Annotated in this window: 16 protein-coding genes and 1 pseudogene; 8 read left to right on the top strand and 9 right to left on the bottom strand. The window is 49.8% G+C overall.

Annotated features, from left to right (window positions below):
* The 5 genes and pseudogenes from V5T57_RS13560 to V5T57_RS13540 form a co-directional block, all read right to left on the bottom strand.
* Nucleotides 1–456, bottom strand: a pseudogene (locus tag V5T57_RS13560) (hypothetical protein); the annotation flags it as partial.
* An 85-nt stretch (nucleotides 457–541) separates the two neighbouring features.
* The gene (gene bcp / locus V5T57_RS13555; RefSeq protein WP_332891769.1) at nucleotides 542–1,003 is read right to left on the bottom strand and encodes a thioredoxin-dependent thiol peroxidase; all 462 of its coding nucleotides are present in this window, start codon (nucleotides 1,001–1,003) and stop codon (nucleotides 542–544) included.
* A 118-nt stretch (nucleotides 1,004–1,121) separates the two neighbouring features.
* Nucleotides 1,122–2,264 carry a D-alanyl-D-alanine carboxypeptidase family protein gene (locus V5T57_RS13550; protein ID WP_332891768.1) on the bottom strand — a complete coding sequence of 381 codons (1,143 nt, stop codon included), beginning with the start codon at nucleotides 2,262–2,264 and terminating at the stop codon, nucleotides 1,122–1,124.
* 60 nt (nucleotides 2,265–2,324) lie between these two features.
* Nucleotides 2,325–3,179, bottom strand: a complete 855-nt coding sequence (locus V5T57_RS13545; RefSeq protein WP_332891767.1) for a septal ring lytic transglycosylase RlpA family protein — start codon at nucleotides 3,177–3,179, stop codon at nucleotides 2,325–2,327.
* A gap of 23 nt (nucleotides 3,180–3,202) precedes the next feature.
* Complete coding sequence (locus tag V5T57_RS13540; RefSeq protein WP_332891766.1) at nucleotides 3,203–4,192, bottom strand: lytic murein transglycosylase; 990 nt, start codon at nucleotides 4,190–4,192, stop codon at nucleotides 3,203–3,205.
* A 173-nt stretch (nucleotides 4,193–4,365) separates the two neighbouring features.
* Between V5T57_RS13540 and V5T57_RS13535 the strand changes: the two genes are divergently transcribed.
* Nucleotides 4,366–6,237 carry an ABC transporter ATP-binding protein gene (locus tag V5T57_RS13535; protein WP_332891765.1) on the top strand — a complete coding sequence of 624 codons (1,872 nt, stop codon included), beginning with the start codon at nucleotides 4,366–4,368 and terminating at the stop codon, nucleotides 6,235–6,237.
* On the top strand, nucleotides 6,234–8,048 hold the full coding sequence (locus V5T57_RS13530; RefSeq protein WP_332891764.1) for an ABC transporter ATP-binding protein: 1,815 nt from the start codon (nucleotides 6,234–6,236) through the stop codon (nucleotides 8,046–8,048). The genes V5T57_RS13535 and V5T57_RS13530 overlap by 4 nt, the downstream gene beginning before the upstream one ends.
* A 5-nt stretch (nucleotides 8,049–8,053) precedes the next feature.
* On the opposite strand, the gene V5T57_RS13525 is transcribed toward V5T57_RS13530, so the two are convergent.
* Complete coding sequence (locus V5T57_RS13525) at nucleotides 8,054–8,860, bottom strand: response regulator (RefSeq protein WP_332891763.1); 807 nt, start codon at nucleotides 8,858–8,860, stop codon at nucleotides 8,054–8,056.
* A 153-nt stretch (nucleotides 8,861–9,013) separates the two neighbouring features.
* Nucleotides 9,014–9,208: a hypothetical protein gene (locus V5T57_RS13520; RefSeq protein ID WP_332891762.1), complete on the bottom strand. Its 195-nt coding sequence runs from the start codon at nucleotides 9,206–9,208 to the stop codon at nucleotides 9,014–9,016.
* Nucleotides 9,209–9,472: 264 nt separating this feature from the next.
* On the opposite strand from V5T57_RS13520, the gene V5T57_RS13515 reads away from it, so the two are divergent.
* The 4 genes from V5T57_RS13515 to V5T57_RS13500 all read left to right on the top strand — a co-directional run bounded on the left by V5T57_RS13515 (nucleotide 9,473) and on the right by V5T57_RS13500 (nucleotide 13,901).
* Nucleotides 9,473–10,504 carry an ABC transporter permease gene (locus tag V5T57_RS13515; protein WP_332891761.1) on the top strand — a complete coding sequence of 344 codons (1,032 nt, stop codon included), beginning with the start codon at nucleotides 9,473–9,475 and terminating at the stop codon, nucleotides 10,502–10,504.
* 5 nt (nucleotides 10,505–10,509) lie between these two features.
* A complete protein-coding gene (locus V5T57_RS13510) occupies nucleotides 10,510–12,120 on the top strand; it encodes an ABC transporter ATP-binding protein (protein WP_332891760.1) in 1,611 nt (536 codons plus the stop codon).
* 66 nt (nucleotides 12,121–12,186) lie between these two features.
* A complete protein-coding gene (locus V5T57_RS13505; protein WP_332891759.1) occupies nucleotides 12,187–13,332 on the top strand; it encodes a DUF2157 domain-containing protein in 1,146 nt (381 codons plus the stop codon).
* A complete protein-coding gene (locus V5T57_RS13500) occupies nucleotides 13,329–13,901 on the top strand; it encodes a GDYXXLXY domain-containing protein (RefSeq protein WP_332891758.1) in 573 nt (190 codons plus the stop codon). Before V5T57_RS13505 ends, V5T57_RS13500 begins: the two co-directional genes overlap by 4 nt.
* Before the next feature lies 1 nt (nucleotide 13,902).
* On the opposite strand, the gene V5T57_RS13495 is transcribed toward V5T57_RS13500, so the two are convergent.
* A complete protein-coding gene (locus V5T57_RS13495; protein WP_332891757.1) occupies nucleotides 13,903–14,394 on the bottom strand; it encodes a DUF4405 domain-containing protein in 492 nt (163 codons plus the stop codon).
* Nucleotides 14,395–14,582: 188 nt separating this feature from the next.
* On the opposite strand from V5T57_RS13495, the gene V5T57_RS13490 reads away from it, so the two are divergent.
* Together V5T57_RS13490 and V5T57_RS13485 are read left to right on the top strand one after the other, a co-directional pair.
* Complete coding sequence (locus V5T57_RS13490; protein WP_332891756.1) at nucleotides 14,583–16,910, top strand: Tex family protein; 2,328 nt, start codon at nucleotides 14,583–14,585, stop codon at nucleotides 16,908–16,910.
* A gap of 9 nt (nucleotides 16,911–16,919) precedes the next feature.
* Entirely contained in the window at nucleotides 16,920–17,126 is a 207-nt protein-coding gene (locus tag V5T57_RS13485) for a YheU family protein (RefSeq protein ID WP_332891755.1), read from the top strand.
* Between the two features lie 102 nt (nucleotides 17,127–17,228).
* Here the strand turns inward: V5T57_RS13485 and V5T57_RS13480 are convergent, their stop codons facing one another.
* Nucleotides 17,229–18,515, bottom strand: a complete 1,287-nt coding sequence (locus V5T57_RS13480) for a Glu/Leu/Phe/Val family dehydrogenase (RefSeq protein ID WP_332891754.1) — start codon at nucleotides 18,513–18,515, stop codon at nucleotides 17,229–17,231.
* Nucleotides 18,516–18,603: the final 88 nt, after the last annotated feature.

Below are 18,603 nucleotides of genomic sequence, written 5' to 3'. Positions count from 1 at the left end.
TACAGCTTCTTCAGCCTCTACAGCTTCTTCAGCCTCTACAGCTTCTTCAGCCTCTACAGCTTCTTCAGCCTCTACAGCTTCTTCAGACTCTACAGCTTCTACAGCTTCTTCAGCCTCTACAGCTTCTTCAGCCTCTACAGCTTCTTCAGCCTCTACAGCTTCTTCAGACTCTACTGCTGCAGGAACACTCTCCATACCTGACAAATCAACGATTTCATCTTCGCCTGACTCATCATTGGATTCATCGGCATGAACTGTGGATGGCCCCTCTTGATCCAAAGAGGCTTCATCATCAGCCCATTCAAAACGAGGCTTAGGCTCCCCTTGACCATGGGTGCTCGGTTTAGGCGTGGCACGCAAGGGTTGTAACCCCTGCTGATCATCTTCTGCTTCATCTAGAATTTCTTCCAGAGAAGCTAGAATTTCCTCCATTGATGGACCTTTTTTTTCAGACACCACGCCACCCTTTCATCCCAACTTGAACGCAACAGTCACCTAGAAGCAACCTGTTCAAAAACCGAAAAACCACGACAATAAAGCTCTAAGCCAGTGCATCCAAAACCTTCTGAGCGTGCTCTTTTACCCGAACTTTTTTATAGACTTCCGTTACGACACCTTTGGCATCGACAACAAAGGTACTGCGTACAATACCCATGTAGGTTTTTCCGTAGTTTTTCTTCTCTTGCCAAACCCCAAAACCTTCACACGCCTTGAGCTCAACATCAGCTAAAAGGGTAAAGGCCAACTCATGCTTGGTGATAAAGTTGGTATGTGATTTGACGGAATCTTTTGAAATACCGACAACGGTATAGCCTTTGGCACCAAATTCCTCTTGTAAACTCTGGAAATCTTTGGCCTCAGTCGTACAACCGGGGGTGTTGTCCTTGGGGTAGAAATAGATAATCGCCCCTTTGCTACCCAGTAGATCCAACATCGATTTTTCTTCACCGGTTTGATCGGGAAGGCTCAAGTTAGGGATGCTCTGTCCAACTTCCAACACCATTCATTCTCCATTATGGAAACAGATACCACGGCTTACCTTGCCTAGACTTGCAAAGGGTAACGCAAGTGACTATGCGTTTTAAGCAAAAAGCTCGCGTTCAAACCAATTTATGTACGCTCTACCAGCCCAACTGTAGACGCAAAGAGTCCAAAACCACCGCAACTAAGTTGCCTTCCTCGACCTCATCTTTGGCAACAACAGGCTGACGCATGACCTCTTCTTTACCAAGCTTCACAATCAAAGCCCCAAGCTCTTGACCTTGTCTAACCGGAGCAATAAGGGGTTCGCTATAGACAATACCAGCTTCCAAAGCACCACGTTGACGTTTGGGCACCGTAATACGGACTGGATCATAGATAACGCCATCCACTTCCTTCTTAACACCTTTCCAGACCCGCATGGTGCGCACAGTGGCACCGGCTTCAAACAGGTTTACAGTTTCAAAAGCTCGGTTCCCATAATGTAAGAGCCGCATAGACTCTTCTTCCCGAATACTGGTACTGCGGGTTCCCATCACGACAGAACAGAGGCGTTGTCCATCTTTTTCACGAATCGAAATCAAACAGTAACCGGCTGCACGTGTATGGCCAGTTTTAAGACCCGTTATATATTTATCTTTCCACAACAAACGGTTGCGGTTGACTTGGCGAATACCGTTAAAGGTGTACTCTTTTTGTTGGACGTAATGACCGTACTCAGGAAAATGCTTGAGTAAGGCTGAAGCCAAAACAAAAAAGTCACGCGCACTGGCATAATGACCTTCAGCAGGCAGTCCCGAAGCATTTTTAAACTGGCTACCTTCCATCCCTAAGGCTGCCGCCTTGGCGTTCATCATATCTGCAAAGCCTTTTTCAGACCCGCCCAGATACTCCGCAACCACCACACACGCATCATTACCACTTTGAACAGCAATACCCCGAATAAGGTCTTCAACCCTTACACTATCACCAACCTTTACAAAGGTTTTTGAGCCTCCCATCTTCCAGGCAGCACGGCTAACTGGCATGGGGGTTTCCAACGTAATTTCCCCTTTTTGCAACGCTTCATAAAGCAAATAGAGGGTCATAACTTTGGTAAGTGAAGCAGGAGGCAGCGGCATATCACTGTTTTGATCAAACAGGATCGCCCCACTATCGATATCCCCCATGATGGCAGCTTTGGCCCGAACACGGAAAGGCTGCCCTTCAGCCCAAGCCTCACTTCCCGTTAAGGCAAAGACCAATAGAACCAACAGCAGGGTACGAAACAACTTAAAAGACATGGTTTTCATCCATTCCATCTGATGAAAGGGTTGTATATTTGGTGACACCATAAACACGAATTAAGGCTCAACGATTCGACTACTTTTAAATCCTAAGGCCACCAGTTTTTCCAACATCTCTTGCAGTTTGGCATTGGCAGTCACAGGACCCAACCTGACACGATACAACGGAGGCTGCCGATTGGGAACCGGTTGTATTTCTGTTGGCCCAAGATGGTGGATACGCTTAAGCACCCGCTGCGCATTGCCCTGGTTAGAGAAAGCCCCAACCTGAACCAAGACCTGCTTGGGAGCCACCGCAGCTAGCCGAGGGCCTGCCTCCGGCCGACTTGCCAGGCCCGACTCAGTCGGTATCACAGGCAAATTAACCTCTAAAGATTTGGCTGGCTTCAGACTTGGCTGATGCAGCATATCCTCTGGACCATGGTGCATCTTTGGCTCAGCGGTCAGAGATTGAACCCTAACCTTTGTCGTACCCTGCACAGCAAACCCCAAACGCTTGGCAGCCTCATAAGAAAGATCGATGATACGGTTGCCAACAAAAGGCCCACGATCATTAATGCGTACCACCACCTTTTTACCATTTTGCAGGTTGGTGACTCGGGCAATGGTTGGGAGAGGGAGCGTTTTATGCGCCGCAGTCATGGTATGCATATCATAAATCTCACCATTGGCCGTCAGCTTGCCGTGAAACTTTGAACCATACCAAGAGGCCACACCCTCTTTATCATACCCCTTGGCTGTGGCCACAGGATGATAGGTAATCCCCTCGATACTATAGGGGTTACCAACCTTGACATGTGGTGTCGGTCCAGGCTTAGGCGGCTTAATAGGCTCTAACTCTGGCTCAGGCGGTGCAACACTACACCCAGCCAAGGCCAACAGAACAAGCGCCGAAATTATCTGCTTTAACATACCCTCTCGCTCTCTACCCTTTATCACTGGGTAAATCCTTCTGCCAGCTCTCCCACCACTTTGGCAAAGCGGGTAGAGCGGTTCCAATCCAAGATGACACGAAAGTTATTAAAAACGCCGTAATAACGCAGACCTTGCTTCTCTTCAAGCGCGATCAATGCCATAGTCCGGTTGGGTTCAGGCTCCACACCACGGGTACGAACCCCAAGTCTTTTCCACTCTGACCAAGGTTTCATGGCCTTGACCTTTTTGGATTTGATGGCGCTTAAGTCACTAACCCCATACACGGGCATGGTATAAGGCCCACCGACCTCCCACCCATGTTTACCAAGATAGTTGGCAATGGAGTGCGTGGCATCCACGGCATTATCAAAAATTTGAATTTTACCGTTCTGGTCACCATCCACAGCAAACCGGCGCATAGAGCTGGGTATCATTTGCACGTGCCCCATCGCCCCTGCATAGGAGCCATGTAGAGCATGAGGGTCCCACCCCTGTTCCCGGCATAGAATTAAAAAGTGACGCAACTCCGATCGAAAAAACTGAGCTCGGCGGGGGTAGTCCGCAGCCAAAGTAAACAGGGTACGCAAGACAGGGTGTTTACCTTGATAACTACCGAACCGGCTCTCCATCCCCCACAGCGCCACAATAAATGCTGGATCAACACCATAACGTGCCCCTGCTGACTCAAGGGTTGTACGGTATTTTTTCCAGTGTGCCCGCCCCTTTTTATAGAGCCAGGGGCTGGTTATGTGATCCCGATAGGCATGAAAAGGCTTGGATTCAGCCTGATGGTTCATCGCTCGGATGACTCTAGGGTATTTTTGTAACCCCTGAAACAGCTGCCTGAGCCAGGGTGCATCCAACCCATCTTTGCCAACCCACTGGGCCATCCATGCATAGCGTTTTAGCGGATCATCCATCGCCATGGCAGAGGGTATGAGGGATGGCAACAGCATGGCTGTCGCGGCCGCACCCAACAGCATCTCTCTTCGCTTCAAATTAGAAGACATCGCCCCCCCAAATTGGTAGCACAATTGGCATTCCTATCATCATGCAGGGTGGCAAGCCAGGATTCAACGGCTGGCGAAGCCCTATCCCCTCCTTTTTTTGGATCTATTTGCCTCACCTACAGCAAGCCCTTATACTTAGGAACCAGTTGTTCTTCGCAAGGTCATAATCTGTCATGAATAATCCAAATACGCCGCTGGCCAATTTTCAACACAGAATTCGCCACCTACTTCCCCATTATCAACGTCACAAACGTGCTTTTAAGGTGGGGTTTGCCCTCTTGATCGCCACCAATGCCAGTGCCGCAGTCATTCCCTACTTATTAAAACTGGGGACAGACGCCCTGCAAAATGGTCATCAGCAGGATGATGTGAAAACCTATGCCGCGATACTGGCGGTTATGGCGGTCATTACGGCATTAATGCGCATTTGGGCCCGGACCCACATTTTTCGTATTGGCCGACAGGTCGAACGGGACATGCGCAGCCAATACCATAAACAACTACAAACGTTAGAAGCCCCACTCTATGACCACGCCCGCACCGGAGATTTGGTCTCCCGTGGTACCGGGGACATTACAGCTCTGCGCATGTTTATGGGGCCAGGTTTTTTACAGTTAACCAATGCCACATTGGTCTACATATTGGTTCTGCCTGCCATGCTTTGGCTGAACCCTTGGTTGACATTAATGGCACTGCTCCCCCTTCCCATTGTCGTCACCATGGCTCGGCAGCTCACCAAACGACTTTACCGTTTCAGCCGGGTTGTGGCTGACCGCTTTGGGGGTTTAACCGCTTTTGTTCAGGAGTCTGTTGCCGGTATTGGCGTGATCCGAGCCTATGCTCGGGAAGAGGCGTGGAACAGCCGTTTTCATCGTGAAACAGAAACCCTCTATCGAGCCCACCGAGACCACGCTAAGCTACAAGGTATGTTTCAACCCCTTATGCTTTTTAGCGGTGGTTTAGGGGCCTGGATCATCTTAGCGGTTGGGGGGCCAGGGGTTATAGAAGGGCAACTGACCATTGGTGACTTTGTCGCTTTTACCGGCTACCTGACCTTAATGGTTCAACCCACCGTGGCTTTAGGGTGGATACTGACGGTCATGCAGCGGGGCCTGGCGGCCATTGACCGCATTAGTGAAGTGTTGGATGTCGTACCAAGTGATAAAGAACAGCCGCCTAATCATCTACACCCCACACCACAAACGCCCTATGCCATTGAGATTAACCACCTTAATTTCAGTTATCAGAAAGATCAACGCATTGCGCCCAGAAAAAAAGGCGCTGCGGTTAATGAGGAGATTGTTCCGCCCCCCCCTGCACCACCGATTCAAATTTTGCATGATATTGACCTTAAAGTGCCGCACGGTCATTTTATCGGTTTGGCGGGACGTATTGGCAGTGGAAAATCCACCTTATTACGCTGTTTAAGCCGCAGCTACCCCATCCCCCAAAACAAACTTTTTCTGGATGGGGTGGATCTGGCTACTGTGCCCGAAAATCAGCTCCGCCAACATCTCTCCATGACCCCTCAAGAGAGCCTGCTTTTTTCCCGGCCACTGGTTGAAAACCTCTTATATGGTCAACCGGATGGTGATGAAGAGAGTGCCTGGGATGCCGCTCGGGATGCTGCGTTTGACCAAGAGGTTGAAGGTATGCCAGAGGGTATGGCAACCCTTATTGGCGAACGGGGCATTACGCTTTCTGGTGGGCAACGTCAACGAGCAGCCTTAGCCAGAGCGTTGGTGGTTAACCCAAGAATTTTACTTCTAGATGATATCTTTAGCTCTGTGGATGCCCGTACAGAAGCGCATATTCTTAGTGCGCTCTTAGACCGTGAGCAGCGCGCAACCATGGTGATGGTCTGTCATCGTGTCGCTGCCTTGCACCGTGCTGATACCATCTACCTGCTTGATCAAGGTCGCATTATCGAACAGGGGGACCATCAAACCCTCATGCAAGAGAGTGCGCTTTATCAGGCTCTGCATATGGAGATGGAGCGTCAGGAACAGCTGGAAGAATTTCAAGGTCAGAAGGTGCCATCATGAGTCCTGCCGCCATTGAACATGTGACCGAAGAGACCCGCTACGGTGCGTTTTTGGATCTTAATCTTCTTCGTCGTTTTTTTCTCTATGCCAAACCCCACACACGCTGGGTGCTGCTCGCGCTCTCCATTTTGCCCATTCATACCCTGATCCAACTTGGCCAGCCCCTACTTTTAAAAATAGCGGTGGATGAGCATTTAATGCCTGGCCAGTTAGAGGGGTTTGATTGGATCTTGGTCAGTTTGGCCGCCTTGCTGATCCTCCAAGCTGCCGCGGGGTATAGCATGTCGGTGGTGAACGCCATGCTGGGGCAACGTGTGGTACGTGATCTGCGCCGAGATCTGTTTGGTCACCTGATCCATCTGGATGCCAGCTACTTTAATAACCATGCCTCAGGACGTACCACCAACCGCATCACCAATGATGTGGAAGCGGTCAGTCAAATGGTCTCTGCGGGATTGATCCACCTGATTGGTGACATTGTTCTCCTGGCGGGCATTGTCATCAGCATGGCGCTATTGGCCCCCTCCCTCTCCATGGCCTTGGTGGTTGCTTTGCCATTAATTGTGGGTGGCACTGTGTTGGCCGCCAAAAAAAGTCGCTTGGCACAGCGAGAAAATCGTTTGATGTTGGCACGTATGGCCAGCCGCTTTACTGAGGAGATTGAAGGACACCAAGAGGTCCGGCTTTTTCATCGGCAAGCCCGCAACCATGAAGAGTTTAAACAGCAGAACGATACCTATTACCGGAGCTCCCTGATCAGTAATAATTGGGAAGCCTTTCAGTTCAGCTTTATTGACGCACTCTCCACCGTGGTCATAGCTGCGCTTTTTTGGTTTGGAGCTTCGCTGGTTGATGGTGATGCGGTGACCATTGGGACCTTAGTCGCGTTTATCGACTATGTGCGTCGTGTTTTTCAGCCTGTTCGGGATCTGTCAGGCAAGTTTACGACCATGCAAGCGGCGATGACCGCCTTAGAACGTATTTTTGGCCTGCTGGATAGTGACCCAGAGATCACCGATAAACGGGCAAGCCAAGGAGTTACTTTGCCCCAGCACCCCAAACTAGAGATCTCAGGTGTTCACTTTGCCTATGGTGAAACACCGATTCTTAAAAATCTCTCTTTGACTGTCAATGCTGGAGAGCAGGTTGCTGTCGTTGGGCCAACAGGGGCAGGTAAAAGTACCCTGATCAAACTCCTAAACCGTACCCATGAACCGCAACAAGGGACCATCCGACTAGGGGAGGAAGATCTATACCGCCTACCCATGAGCACCCTACGCCGTACCGTGGGCGTTGTCCCCCAAGAGACCTTTCTCTTTACCGGAACCATTGCAGAGAACATTCACCTTCAGGACCCTTCCATCAGCCGTTCTGAAGTCGAGGATGCCGCACAACGAACCGGTGCCATGGGCTTTATTGGTGAATTACCGGATGGACTGGATACCGTACTAACCGAACGGGGGGGAAATTTATCCAGCGGGCAAAGGCAGCTTTTGGGCATAACCCGTGCCTTTGTCTTTAACCCATCCCTCTTGATCCTGGATGAAGCGACCAGCTCGGTTGACACCATCAGTGAGCGGATGATTCAAACCGCGCTAAAAGAGCTGATGGTGGGGCGTACCGCCATTGTTATTGCCCACCGGCTTAATACCATCATGGGCGCCGACCGTGTGATCGTCATGCGTGCTGGGGAGATTATTCAGGGCGGTAGCCACCAGGAGCTGGTGGCACAAGAAGGTCTATACCGCAAACTGTGTGAACTGCAGTTTGGGTTGGAGGGTGATGGGGCTGCTCTACCTCAGACCTCTTAAGAAGATCAGGCTAACCTTGCCCGCAAAGCATCAAGAATCGGCCCATATGCTTCTACCAGTTGCTGGTAAAAATCCAAAGCCTGCTCTTGGTCTTCTGCGCGAATGGCTTTATGCATGGTCAAGGCTAAACCAGCCAAGCTTGGGAACAGAACATTCACCATACTCCCTTTAAGAACGTGGGAGAGCTCTCTTGCCTGAGTAAAGTGCGCATGTTCGATGGCGTCGTGCAGGGGGTCGAGTAGTTCAGGAACCTGTTCCAAGATGACCTCAGCCACCTCATCGTAGCTTTCCGGTGGTAACCCCATTTGAGCCATGGCCCCTTCAACATCATCCCGATGAATGGCTGTGTCGCTTTGTAAAGGATCCGTAGCAATAGGGTCCTGCTCGGTTGCTGAAGCCACAAACCCCTCTCCCCATGTGTGGTTGGGTAAATGCTTCTGCAATTTTTCCAACATGGTCTGTAGCACCACAGGTTTGTGCAGAACATCATCCAGCTCAGACTTATCACAGGTACTTTGAGCTTGATCTTGAGCTTCAGCCGTTAAGGCAATGACGGGTACACGCCCCTTGCCTGATTGCTGTTCAGCAGCCCGAATACGGCGGGTTGCTTCCCCACCATCCACACCAGGCATGCGACAATCCATAAAAATCAGGTCATAAGGTTTTTGAACCGCTTTAGCAACCCCTTGCTCCCCCCCATCTGCCGTATCAATCTGCACCCCTTCACCGCAGATATTAGACAACAGGCCACGGGCAACCTTCAAATTTGAAGGCTGATCATCCACAATCAGAATATGCACAGAGCGAGGCATCACGTTACCTGTGTTCGTAGGGTATTAAAGTAGCCAAAACAGCACGGGGACCGTCACAAAACAGAATCCCATCCTATAAATATAAGACAGAGCCTGTTTGCGGGTCCACCGCTAACGTACGCTATGGGGCATAAACCCTACCCTTAAGGAACATTAAGGCAAAGTGGGCGATAGAATTTTGATCAAACGTTGAATTTCCGATTCTGTGAGCACAGTGTCCATTGAGAGCACCTTTATAGGCTCGTCATAGCCACTCTGATCATGATTATCCGTAAACCCTTTACCGCTGTTATGGGCAGGCGCACACTCAGCACCTTGCATCGGTGGAAGGTTTGGTTTTAGATCCATGGTTAAACTCCGTACGCAAAACAGGCCATGTCAGGTGGATCTGTCTTCTTTTTGAGACGGTTTAGTCACCGACAAAGCTTGCTATCGCACGGGCCTTTTTGCTCTCCGAACCAGAGCCCGCTCTGGTAGCCCCGTGCATAGGTTAAATAGCAAAGCATGGGCCAGAGCAAAGCATCATGGACATTCGTGTTCTGTTTTTTTATAAACCATTGATCTAAAATCTAAATACGACAATCTTGTGGTATTTAAGGAGTCAGCATCACGATGGGTTTTTGGCACCCTACCCCCTATATGCGTCAACGCTGGTTACGCTTTAAACAGCACCGTCGAGGATATTGGTCCCTGTGGATCTTTTTGATCCTCTTCTCGCTATCCCTGGGTGCTGAACTGATCTCCAATGACAAACCGTTGCTGGTCTATTATCAGGGGCAGTACTACTCCCCCGTTTTTGTCAGCTATGCTGAAACCACCTTTGGCGGTGACTTTGAGTCAGAAGCCGACTACAAAGACCCTTTTATTCTGGAAAAACTGACCACTGGGGATAACTGGGTTCTTTTTCCATTAAATCCACATAGCTACCAATCCATTAATCTAGAATTAAGCCATCCAGCCCCATCACCACCGGATGCCGTTAACTTACTGGGAACCGACGATCGTGCCAGGGATGTCTTGGCCCGTTTAATTTATGGCTTTAGAATATCCGTACTGTTTGCCTTGGCTTTGACGGTCGTGGGGGTCATTTTCGGTATTATTGCGGGTGCCATACAGGGCTATTTTGTCGGAAAAGTGGACCTTATTGCCCAACGGTTTATTGAAGTTTGGGGGGGCATGCCTGAGCTCTACTTGCTCATTATCTTTGCCAGTATTTTTGACCCAAGCATCCTGTTATTGCTCTTTTTACTCTCTTTATTCGGCTGGATTAGTCTATCGGATTATGTGCGTGCCGAGTTCCTGCGTGGACGCACCATGACCTATGTTAAAGCGGCCCGTGCCATGGGGGCAAAAAACCGAACCATTATGTTTCGGCATCTGCTACCCAATGCCATGACACCGGTCATCACCTTTTTACCTTTCCGTATTACCGCGGCCATTCTCTCTTTAACCAGTTTGGATTTTTTAGGGTTAGGGGTTCCACCCTCCACCCCCAGCCTTGGGGAGCTACTGCGCCAAGGCAAAGCCAATATTGAAGCATGGTGGTTATCTTTAACGACTTTTTTGGTCTTAGTTGTCATGCTTATGTTGCTTAACTTTGTCGGTGAGGCGTTGCGGGACGCCATGGATCCCCGTAAGGAGTAATGACCATGGAACAGCAAAGCCCTCTCTTGGATGTTAAAGCGCTGGAGATACACTTTCCCAACCACGGTTCCACTGCGGTTAAAGGGGTGGATTTTCATGTCAACCGCGGTGAAGTCGTCGCCCTTGTTGGGGAGTCTGGTAGTGGCAAAACCTTATCGGCGCTCTCCACCTTAGGCTTGTTACCCCCTGGTGCCCAACGCCGTGTCCAAGGTATTCATTTTGATGGTGACCTACTGACAAACTGGACTGAAAAAGAGCTGCGGACCATCCGTGGTCAACATATCGGCATGGTTTTTCAAGAGCCCATGACCTCGCTAAACCCTGTGCAAACAGTGGGCACCCAGCTTACAGAACCTTTACGTGTGCACAGTAAACTTAGCGGTAAGCAGCAACAGACACGGGCCTTGGAGCTACTGGACCTGTGTGGCCTGCCGGAACCTCAACGTATTATGGCTGGCTATCCACATCAACTATCAGGGGGGCAGCGGCAACGGGTCATGATCGCCATGGCTTTAATGTGTGATCCCAAACTGTTGGTGGCAGATGAACCCACCACAGCACTGGATGTGACCATTCAAGCACAAATACTGGATCTACTTAGGCAGCTACAAAAAGATCTGGGCATGGCACTGTTAATGATCTCGCACGACCTACCCATGGTTGAGCGTATGGCAAACCGTATTTACGTTATGCGCTATGGTGAAGTGGTCGAACAGGGTGAGACTGAGCAGATATTCAACTACCCTAAGCACCCTTATACCCGTATGCTTATTGATAGCTTACCCAGCCAAGAGGCCCCAGCTCTACCCACCCCTCGACAAGATCCCCTCTATGAAGCCAAGCAGGTTTATTGCCATTTTCCCATTAAGAGAGGACTCTTTAAACGTACGGTAGGGCATGTAAAAGCGGTGGATGGCATTCAACTCTGCTTACGTCCGGGTGAGACCATTGGCGTGGTTGGCGAGTCTGGTAGTGGTAAAACCACCTTGGGAGAGACTCTGCTACGGCTCAACCGAGGGGGGGGAGAGTTGATTTTTGATCAACATCCCTTGAATGACCGTAAACTGGGGGCGTTTAGACGGCGTGTACAGGTGGTCTTTCAGGACCCCTACTCTTCCTTATCCCCCCGGATGACCATTGGGGAGATTCTGATCGAAGGCTTGGCGCTGCATGCCCCTGATATGGATATAGATGAGCAGAGCCGGCAAGCAGAAATAGCGCTGGAAGAAGTTGGGCTGGAAGCCGCCGTGATGAGCCGCTACCCCCATCAGTTCTCAGGGGGACAACGACAGCGTATTGCCATTGCCCGTGCCATGGTGTTAAAGCCTGAAGTATTGATCTTAGATGAACCGACCAGTGCGCTGGATTTATCCGTACAAGCTCAGGTGCTGGATCTACTGATCAAGCTCCAACAAGATCACCAACTGGCCTATCTGTTCATCTCGCATGATCTACGGGTGGTGCGTATGATTGCCCATGAGGTGATGGTCATGCATCAAGGGATTTGTGTGGAGCGTGGGGAGACCGAATCTCTGTTCAACCACCCCCAACACGCCTATACCAAGGAACTGCTTCGTGCTGCTCTTGAGATGACACGTGGGGAAACGGCAGCCTAATCTTCCCCTATTTCCTATCCTGAACCTATTCCGACGTACTGCGATAATCGTCTCATGGGATCTTCTATGGCCAATCTTGAGCAAAAAGTACGTAGCTGGGCCTCACTGGGTCTGTTGGAGGATCAACAGGTTGAACAAATCCTCCGCCATGAACAGACCCTACACAGCCAAACCACCCACCCGATCATTCAGGGATTTATGGGGTTGGGGGCACTGGCTATCGGTATTGGTTTGATCTCGCTGGTGGCGGCGAATTGGTGGCAAATTTCCGACAGCATAAAACTGGGAGGAGACTTTCTTCTTCTTGTCGTTCTGGCTGTATCCATCTTTTTTACACGGAACCGCACAGGGTTGCTTTATGAGACCCTACTGATTCTTTTTTCACTGGCCTGTATGGCCAGCATTGGTCTGATTGCGCAAATTTTTCATAGTCACGGCAAACTGGAACACAGCATTCTTTTTTGGGGAGCCATCACTTTAGGGGTCACTCTGCTTGCTAACCGGGGGTTACTGGCAGGGGTGTGGGTAACCTTAGTCACGGGTGCCGCCACCTATACCTTCGTGGAGAGCCATACCCTATTTCAAACATGGACAGGCACCCAGCACGTGCTCTTTTTTTGGATTCTTATCACCGCTGTTTGTGCACTTTTTACACACCTGCTTAAACCTTGGTATCCAGCACGTTTTATCCGAGAAGCTTTTCAATTCTGGTTGGTGTTCAGCTGGATGACAGGCATTATTTATGTGGACATGGTCTCGACCATAGGTGATACCACCCTTTCCAGCTATCAGACCCCACTTATATATGGCGCCATAGCCCTGCTTCCCAGCCTACTGCTTATGCTGGTTCAGAAAGATCTAACCGGGCTGCGCAAAGGTTTATTAGTGGCGATGGGGCTGGGTTATTTGGTGGCCTACCCCTTAACCCAAATATGGATTCCTTGGGCCCCTTTAGGGGGGATCTTTTCTTTATGTATGGGAAGCCTAGCTGCACTTTATACCGGGCTTCATCATCAATGGCGGGTGGTGTTTAACTTACTGCTCCTGCTCATTGGTTTACGGCTTATCCTCATCTACTTCGTTGCCTTTGGTGGTCTGGCCTATACGGGATTTGGGTTGATTTTGGGGGGTGTCATCTTAATGCTGCTTCTCATGGCTTGGCGGCGCTGGAGTACACAATTGCACCATTGGATTGGGGGCCTGGAAGCATGAGGTACCCTAAGTTTTGGACCATTCTGGCTGTGTCACTGCCCATCCTTGCCTTATCTGGGTTGGTCGGTGTGAAAAGCCATATCCTGCAAAATGGTCAGACCATCATTCTGCCCATTACCGGGCTTGATCCAAGAGACCTGCTTTCTGGCCACTATTTAACCTATCAGGTCCACTATGGTGTCCAAGGTCTCTGCTCTGATCAACCCCAGGTAAACGCACCTTCGCCTCTTACCCAAAAAACCCACCGCAGCCCTCATGGATCAGGCCCGACATCAGCTTTTCTCTGCCTTGACCCTAAACAGTTTTTTTACAACAAACCGGCTAAGAAAACCTGCCAAACGGTTCTTGCTGGCAGGTGCCATAATGGTCAGTTTACAGCTGGGATTGAGAAATTTTATATTCCTCAAAAATTTGCCCCGCTGTTAGAGCGTGCCGTGCAAAATCAACAGGGTCAAGTTTCGATCAAAGTGACTGCGGATGGCAAGGCCCAGGTCGATAATCTGTTTATCCAAAAACAACCCTGGAAGAGCTATCTAAACAGACACCATCCAACCCAGAAAAACCCTTAAATCAAAGCGCATCCTGTTGAAACAGCAAGCTGATCACTTGATCGGGCGATAGATTGTTTTGGTCAGCAACCTGTTCTAGAGTTTGGGTATCACCGCTTACTTGAACACCGGATTTTTCCAGTTTGCTCATGGCACTTTCACCCAACAGAGGGGTTAAGGAGGATAGAGCGGCTTTTTCAACATGGTGAAAAAGAGCCACATGGGCAGGCGCACCGGAACGCAGGGCTGACTGTGCAACCAAACCACCCGCCACCACCAGGGAGAACACCATGACGCCCCGTGCAACGGGTTGCGTAAAATAGCGTTTAAACCCAGACCAGTGTGTTAAAACGTGAAAGATTGTCGCAACAGCCATCCCCAAGCCGATCCACTCATGGGCCATACGGGTCACACCGGCCAGATGAAAAAACATTAAAACACCTGTTATGGTCACAAAGAGCCCTGCCCCGATCAGGACAGGTGTGGACCAACGGCGTGAATTCCAAAAAGACATCTCTATACCCCTTTATCTCGTGTGAATTTAAAGCTGTGCCGCAGCTTGATTGAGGGGTTTAACGCCGAGAGTGATTTAAATCCTTCGTGTCGACTTGAATTAACGAAACCATCAACCAGGCCATTGGTGCTGATGTTGAATTTGTTTTACACTGGCCGCACCATTCACCATGCCGTTTAGGATCGTTAATGAAATCCATTACCCAACGTATTGCGCAACACTTACAGGTTCGTGAAAATCAGGTTATTGCCGCAATCGACCTACTGGATGAAGGATCAACCGTTCCTTTTATTGCCCGCTACCGTAAAGAGGTGACTGGTGGTTTAAGCGATGTTCACCTGCGGGATCTGCAAGCTCTGCTTACACAGTTACGAGAGCTTGAAAGCAGACGTGAGGTGATCTTAAAGGCTGTTGAGGAACAGGGAAAATTAACACCTGAACTCAAAAAATCTCTGCTAGACGCCCCGACAAAGACAGCACTGGAAGATCTCTACCTTCCCTACCGTCCCAAGCGACGAACCAAAGCACAGATTGCCCGCGAAGCGGGGTTAGAACCGCTCGCCATGGCATTACTGAAAAACCCCAACCAAAACCCTAAACAGTTGGCCGTTGACTACCTAAACCCGACCTTGGAAATCCATGATACAGAGGCCGCATTAGCGGGTGCTCAGCAGATATTAATGGAGCATTTTACCGAAGATGCCGCCTTAGTAGGCTATGCCCGAGAGAGCACATGGAACCATGGAATTATCCATGCCAAAGTGGTCAAAGGTAAAGAGCTGGACGGGGAGAAATTTGCAGACTATTTTGAGTTTGAACAAAGGGTGAACACACTTCCATCTCACCGCACCCTCGCCATGCTCCGCGGTAAAGAAGCCGGTATTTTGCGCTTAAGCCTTACCCATAAAGAGGATGCAGAAGCCAAAAAAGGGGCCATGCCTTTTGGGGCTTTACTGATCATCCGTCATTTTAAACTGGAAAATCGCCAACGAGCAGCGGATAGCTGGTTACAAAGCAGTGCCGGTGAGGCATGGAAAAAGAAACTCAAACCCCACCTAGATACTGATTTAATGAAACGTCTAACGGAACAGGCCCAAACAGAGGCCGTTCGGGTTTTTTCCGCCAACTTAAAAGACCTTCTTCTCTCTGCCCCTGCAGGCATGAAACCCGTCATGGGTTTAGACCCTGGCCTGCGTACAGGCGTTAAGGTTGCCGTTGTGGATCACACAGGGCAGGTCAAGCAAACCGCTACCATCTTCCCTCACCAACCTCGCAATGATTGGAACGGTGCCCTGCAAACCCTGGCCAAGCTGGCCAAAAGCCATGGTGTGGAGCTGATTGCCATCGGTAACGGCACAGCTTCACGTGAGACCGATAAACTGGTAACAGCGCTTAAAAAACTTAGCCCTGAACATAAGCTGACTGGCGTAGTGGTTAGTGAAGCAGGTGCCTCGGTCTATTCCGCTTCGGCCTATGCCTCACAAGAGTTACCGGATATGGATGTCTCATTACGCGGCGCGGTCTCCATTGCCCGTCGCTTGCAGGACCCCTTAGCTGAGCTGGTTAAAATTGATCCTAAATCCATTGGTGTGGGCCAATATCAACATGATGTCGATGCCAAACAGCTCGATTTTGCCTTGGATGGGGTGGTTGAAGATGCCGTCAACCGTGTGGGAGTCGATGTAAATACGGCATCAGCCCCTCTTTTACAACGGGTCTCTGGGCTCAACGCTACTTTGGCTCAAAATATTGTATCGTTTCGCGATACAAACGGACCTTTTAAGAATCGGAAAAAACTCAACAAGGTTCCGCGCTTTGGGGCCAAGACCTTTGAGTTAGCAGCAGGCTTTTTACGCATCCAAAATGGGGATACCCCTCTGGACGGCTCTGCAGTTCACCCAGAGGCCTACCCCCTGGTCGAACGTATTGTTCAGCGCACCCAAACGACCCTGCCCCAGTTAATGGGCCACCCAGAAAACTTAAAAAGCTTAAATATCCAAGATTTTGTAGATCATAAATTTGGGGAACCAACCATTCAAGACATTCTTAAAGAGCTGGAAAAACCAGGCCGTGATCCACGTCCTTCGTTTAAAACAGCAGCCTTTCAAGAGGGTATTGAAGATATTAAAGATCTAAAACAAGGTATGGTCTTGGAGGGAGTGGTCAGTAATGTCACCAACTTTGGGGCATTTGTGGATATTGGTGTTCATCAGGATGGGTTGGTACACATTTCTGCCATGGCCAACCACTTTGTCAAAGACCCCCATGAAGTCACCCAAGCTGGGGCTGTCGTGCAAGTTCGCGTGATGGAGGTTGATGTTCAACGACGCCGCATCGCCCTGAGCATGCGGCTGGATGATCAACCCAATACGCCGCAAACCCAACCAACAACGTCAGAAGCCAAGCCGCACCATAAAAAGCCAAAAAAAGCGGCACACCGTACCGCTAAAAGCCAACCTGCAGCCACAGACAGCGCCATGGCTGCCGCATTTGCCAAACTCAATAAAGGACGATAGGTACCCCGTATGGACATTCCTTACGACCAGATCAGTCCCGAAGCTCTACAAGGGCTTATTGAAGCTTTTGTGACCTTAGAAGGTACCGAGTATGGGGAGCATGACGTGCCTTTGGATAAAAAAGTGGAACAGGTACACCAGCAACTTCGCAAGGGGGATGTGGTGATCCGTTTTGATGAAGAGCAGCAAACCTGTGGACTTTTTTTAAAGGCGTAAGGGCGCTCATTCATTTCTACTAATTAGGATAGATTTAGCGCTTCACGTGACGGTGTTGGGCCCCTTAAACGGGTCCCCCAACACCGCGGGTTTCTCAACCCTTTATTTACCGTAATAGTCTTTTGTGCCCCGTGCATCCATGGCCGTACTGATCCGTGTTAGGGCATGGACATAAGCTGCGGTACGGAAGGAGAGGCCCCGTTCTTGAACAATGGACCATATATTTTCAGTCTCTTTAACCATTCGCACTTCCAGCTTACTGTTGACCTCTTCTTCACTCCAATACAGACCATTACGGTTTTGCACCCACTCGAAATAACTCACCGTAACCCCCCCTGCATTGGTAAGAATATCTGGAATAACCGCAACTTTCCGCTGTTCTAAGATCTCATCACCGGCAAAATCAATCGGACCATTGGCCACCTCAAAAATCACTCTGGCTTGAATATTGGCGGCGTTGTCCGCTGTTATTTGATTTTCCAGCGCGGCTGGGACCAGCACATCCACATCCAGCTCCAACAGTTCCGCATTGGTCACACTTTGATGTTCATGGATCTCACAGACAGAGCCCTGGCAATAGACCGCTTGCAGTTTACGAGCATGTTCTTTCTGCTGCTTAACACTGGGAATATCCAACCCTTCAGGTGCATAAATTCCACCTTGGGAATCACTCACCGCCACCACCCGATACCCTGCTTCATGGAGCAACAGAGCTAAAATAGAACCTGCATTACCAAACCCCTGCACGGCAATGGTAACCTGGGAAGGATCGGTATACCCCAGCTTAGGCAGCAAGGTCTGCATGGTAAAAAAAGCCCCGCGACTGGTCGCTTCATTGCGCCCTTGGCTCCCTCCCATGGCCAAAGGCTTACCGGTAATGACCGCTGGTTGTACTTTACGGGTAATAATATTGTACTGATCCAGCATCCACCCCATCACCATAGCGTTGGTATAGACATCCGGCGCCGGCACATCGATATCCGGGCCGATAAAATCTGCCATAGCATTAATATATCCCCGAGATAGCCGCTCCAACTCCATTTTGGAGAGCTCTTTCGGATTAACCGCCACCCCCCCTTTACCACCACCATAGGGAAGATCCAGAACGGCGCATTTAAAGGTCATCCAAAAAGCCAAGGATTGAACTTCATCCAAGGTCACATTGGGGTGAAAACGAATGCCCCCTTTGGTCGGGCCCCGCGTATCATCAAAGTGCACACGAAAGCCTTGAAAAACCTTTAGCTCACCACTATCCATACGGACAGGAATACGAGCAACCAAACTGGATTTTGGCATAGAGAGACGCTGCTGGGCATCATCAGATATCGTAATGTATTCCAGCGCCTTATTAAGTTGCTTCTCCGCATCATCCAGCAGTGTTTTAGACATGGTCAGGCCTCTCTATGGTTTTGAATAAATCGTTTTATTAAAAAAACAGACCAACCATAGGTGGCACACCCCTGCGGGAAGATCCATA

The organism is Magnetococcus sp. PR-3 (genome assembly GCF_036689865.1).
Lineage (GTDB): Bacteria > Pseudomonadota > Magnetococcia > Magnetococcales > Magnetococcaceae > Magnetococcus.
This window is presented reverse-complemented; position numbering and strand designations above follow the sequence as displayed.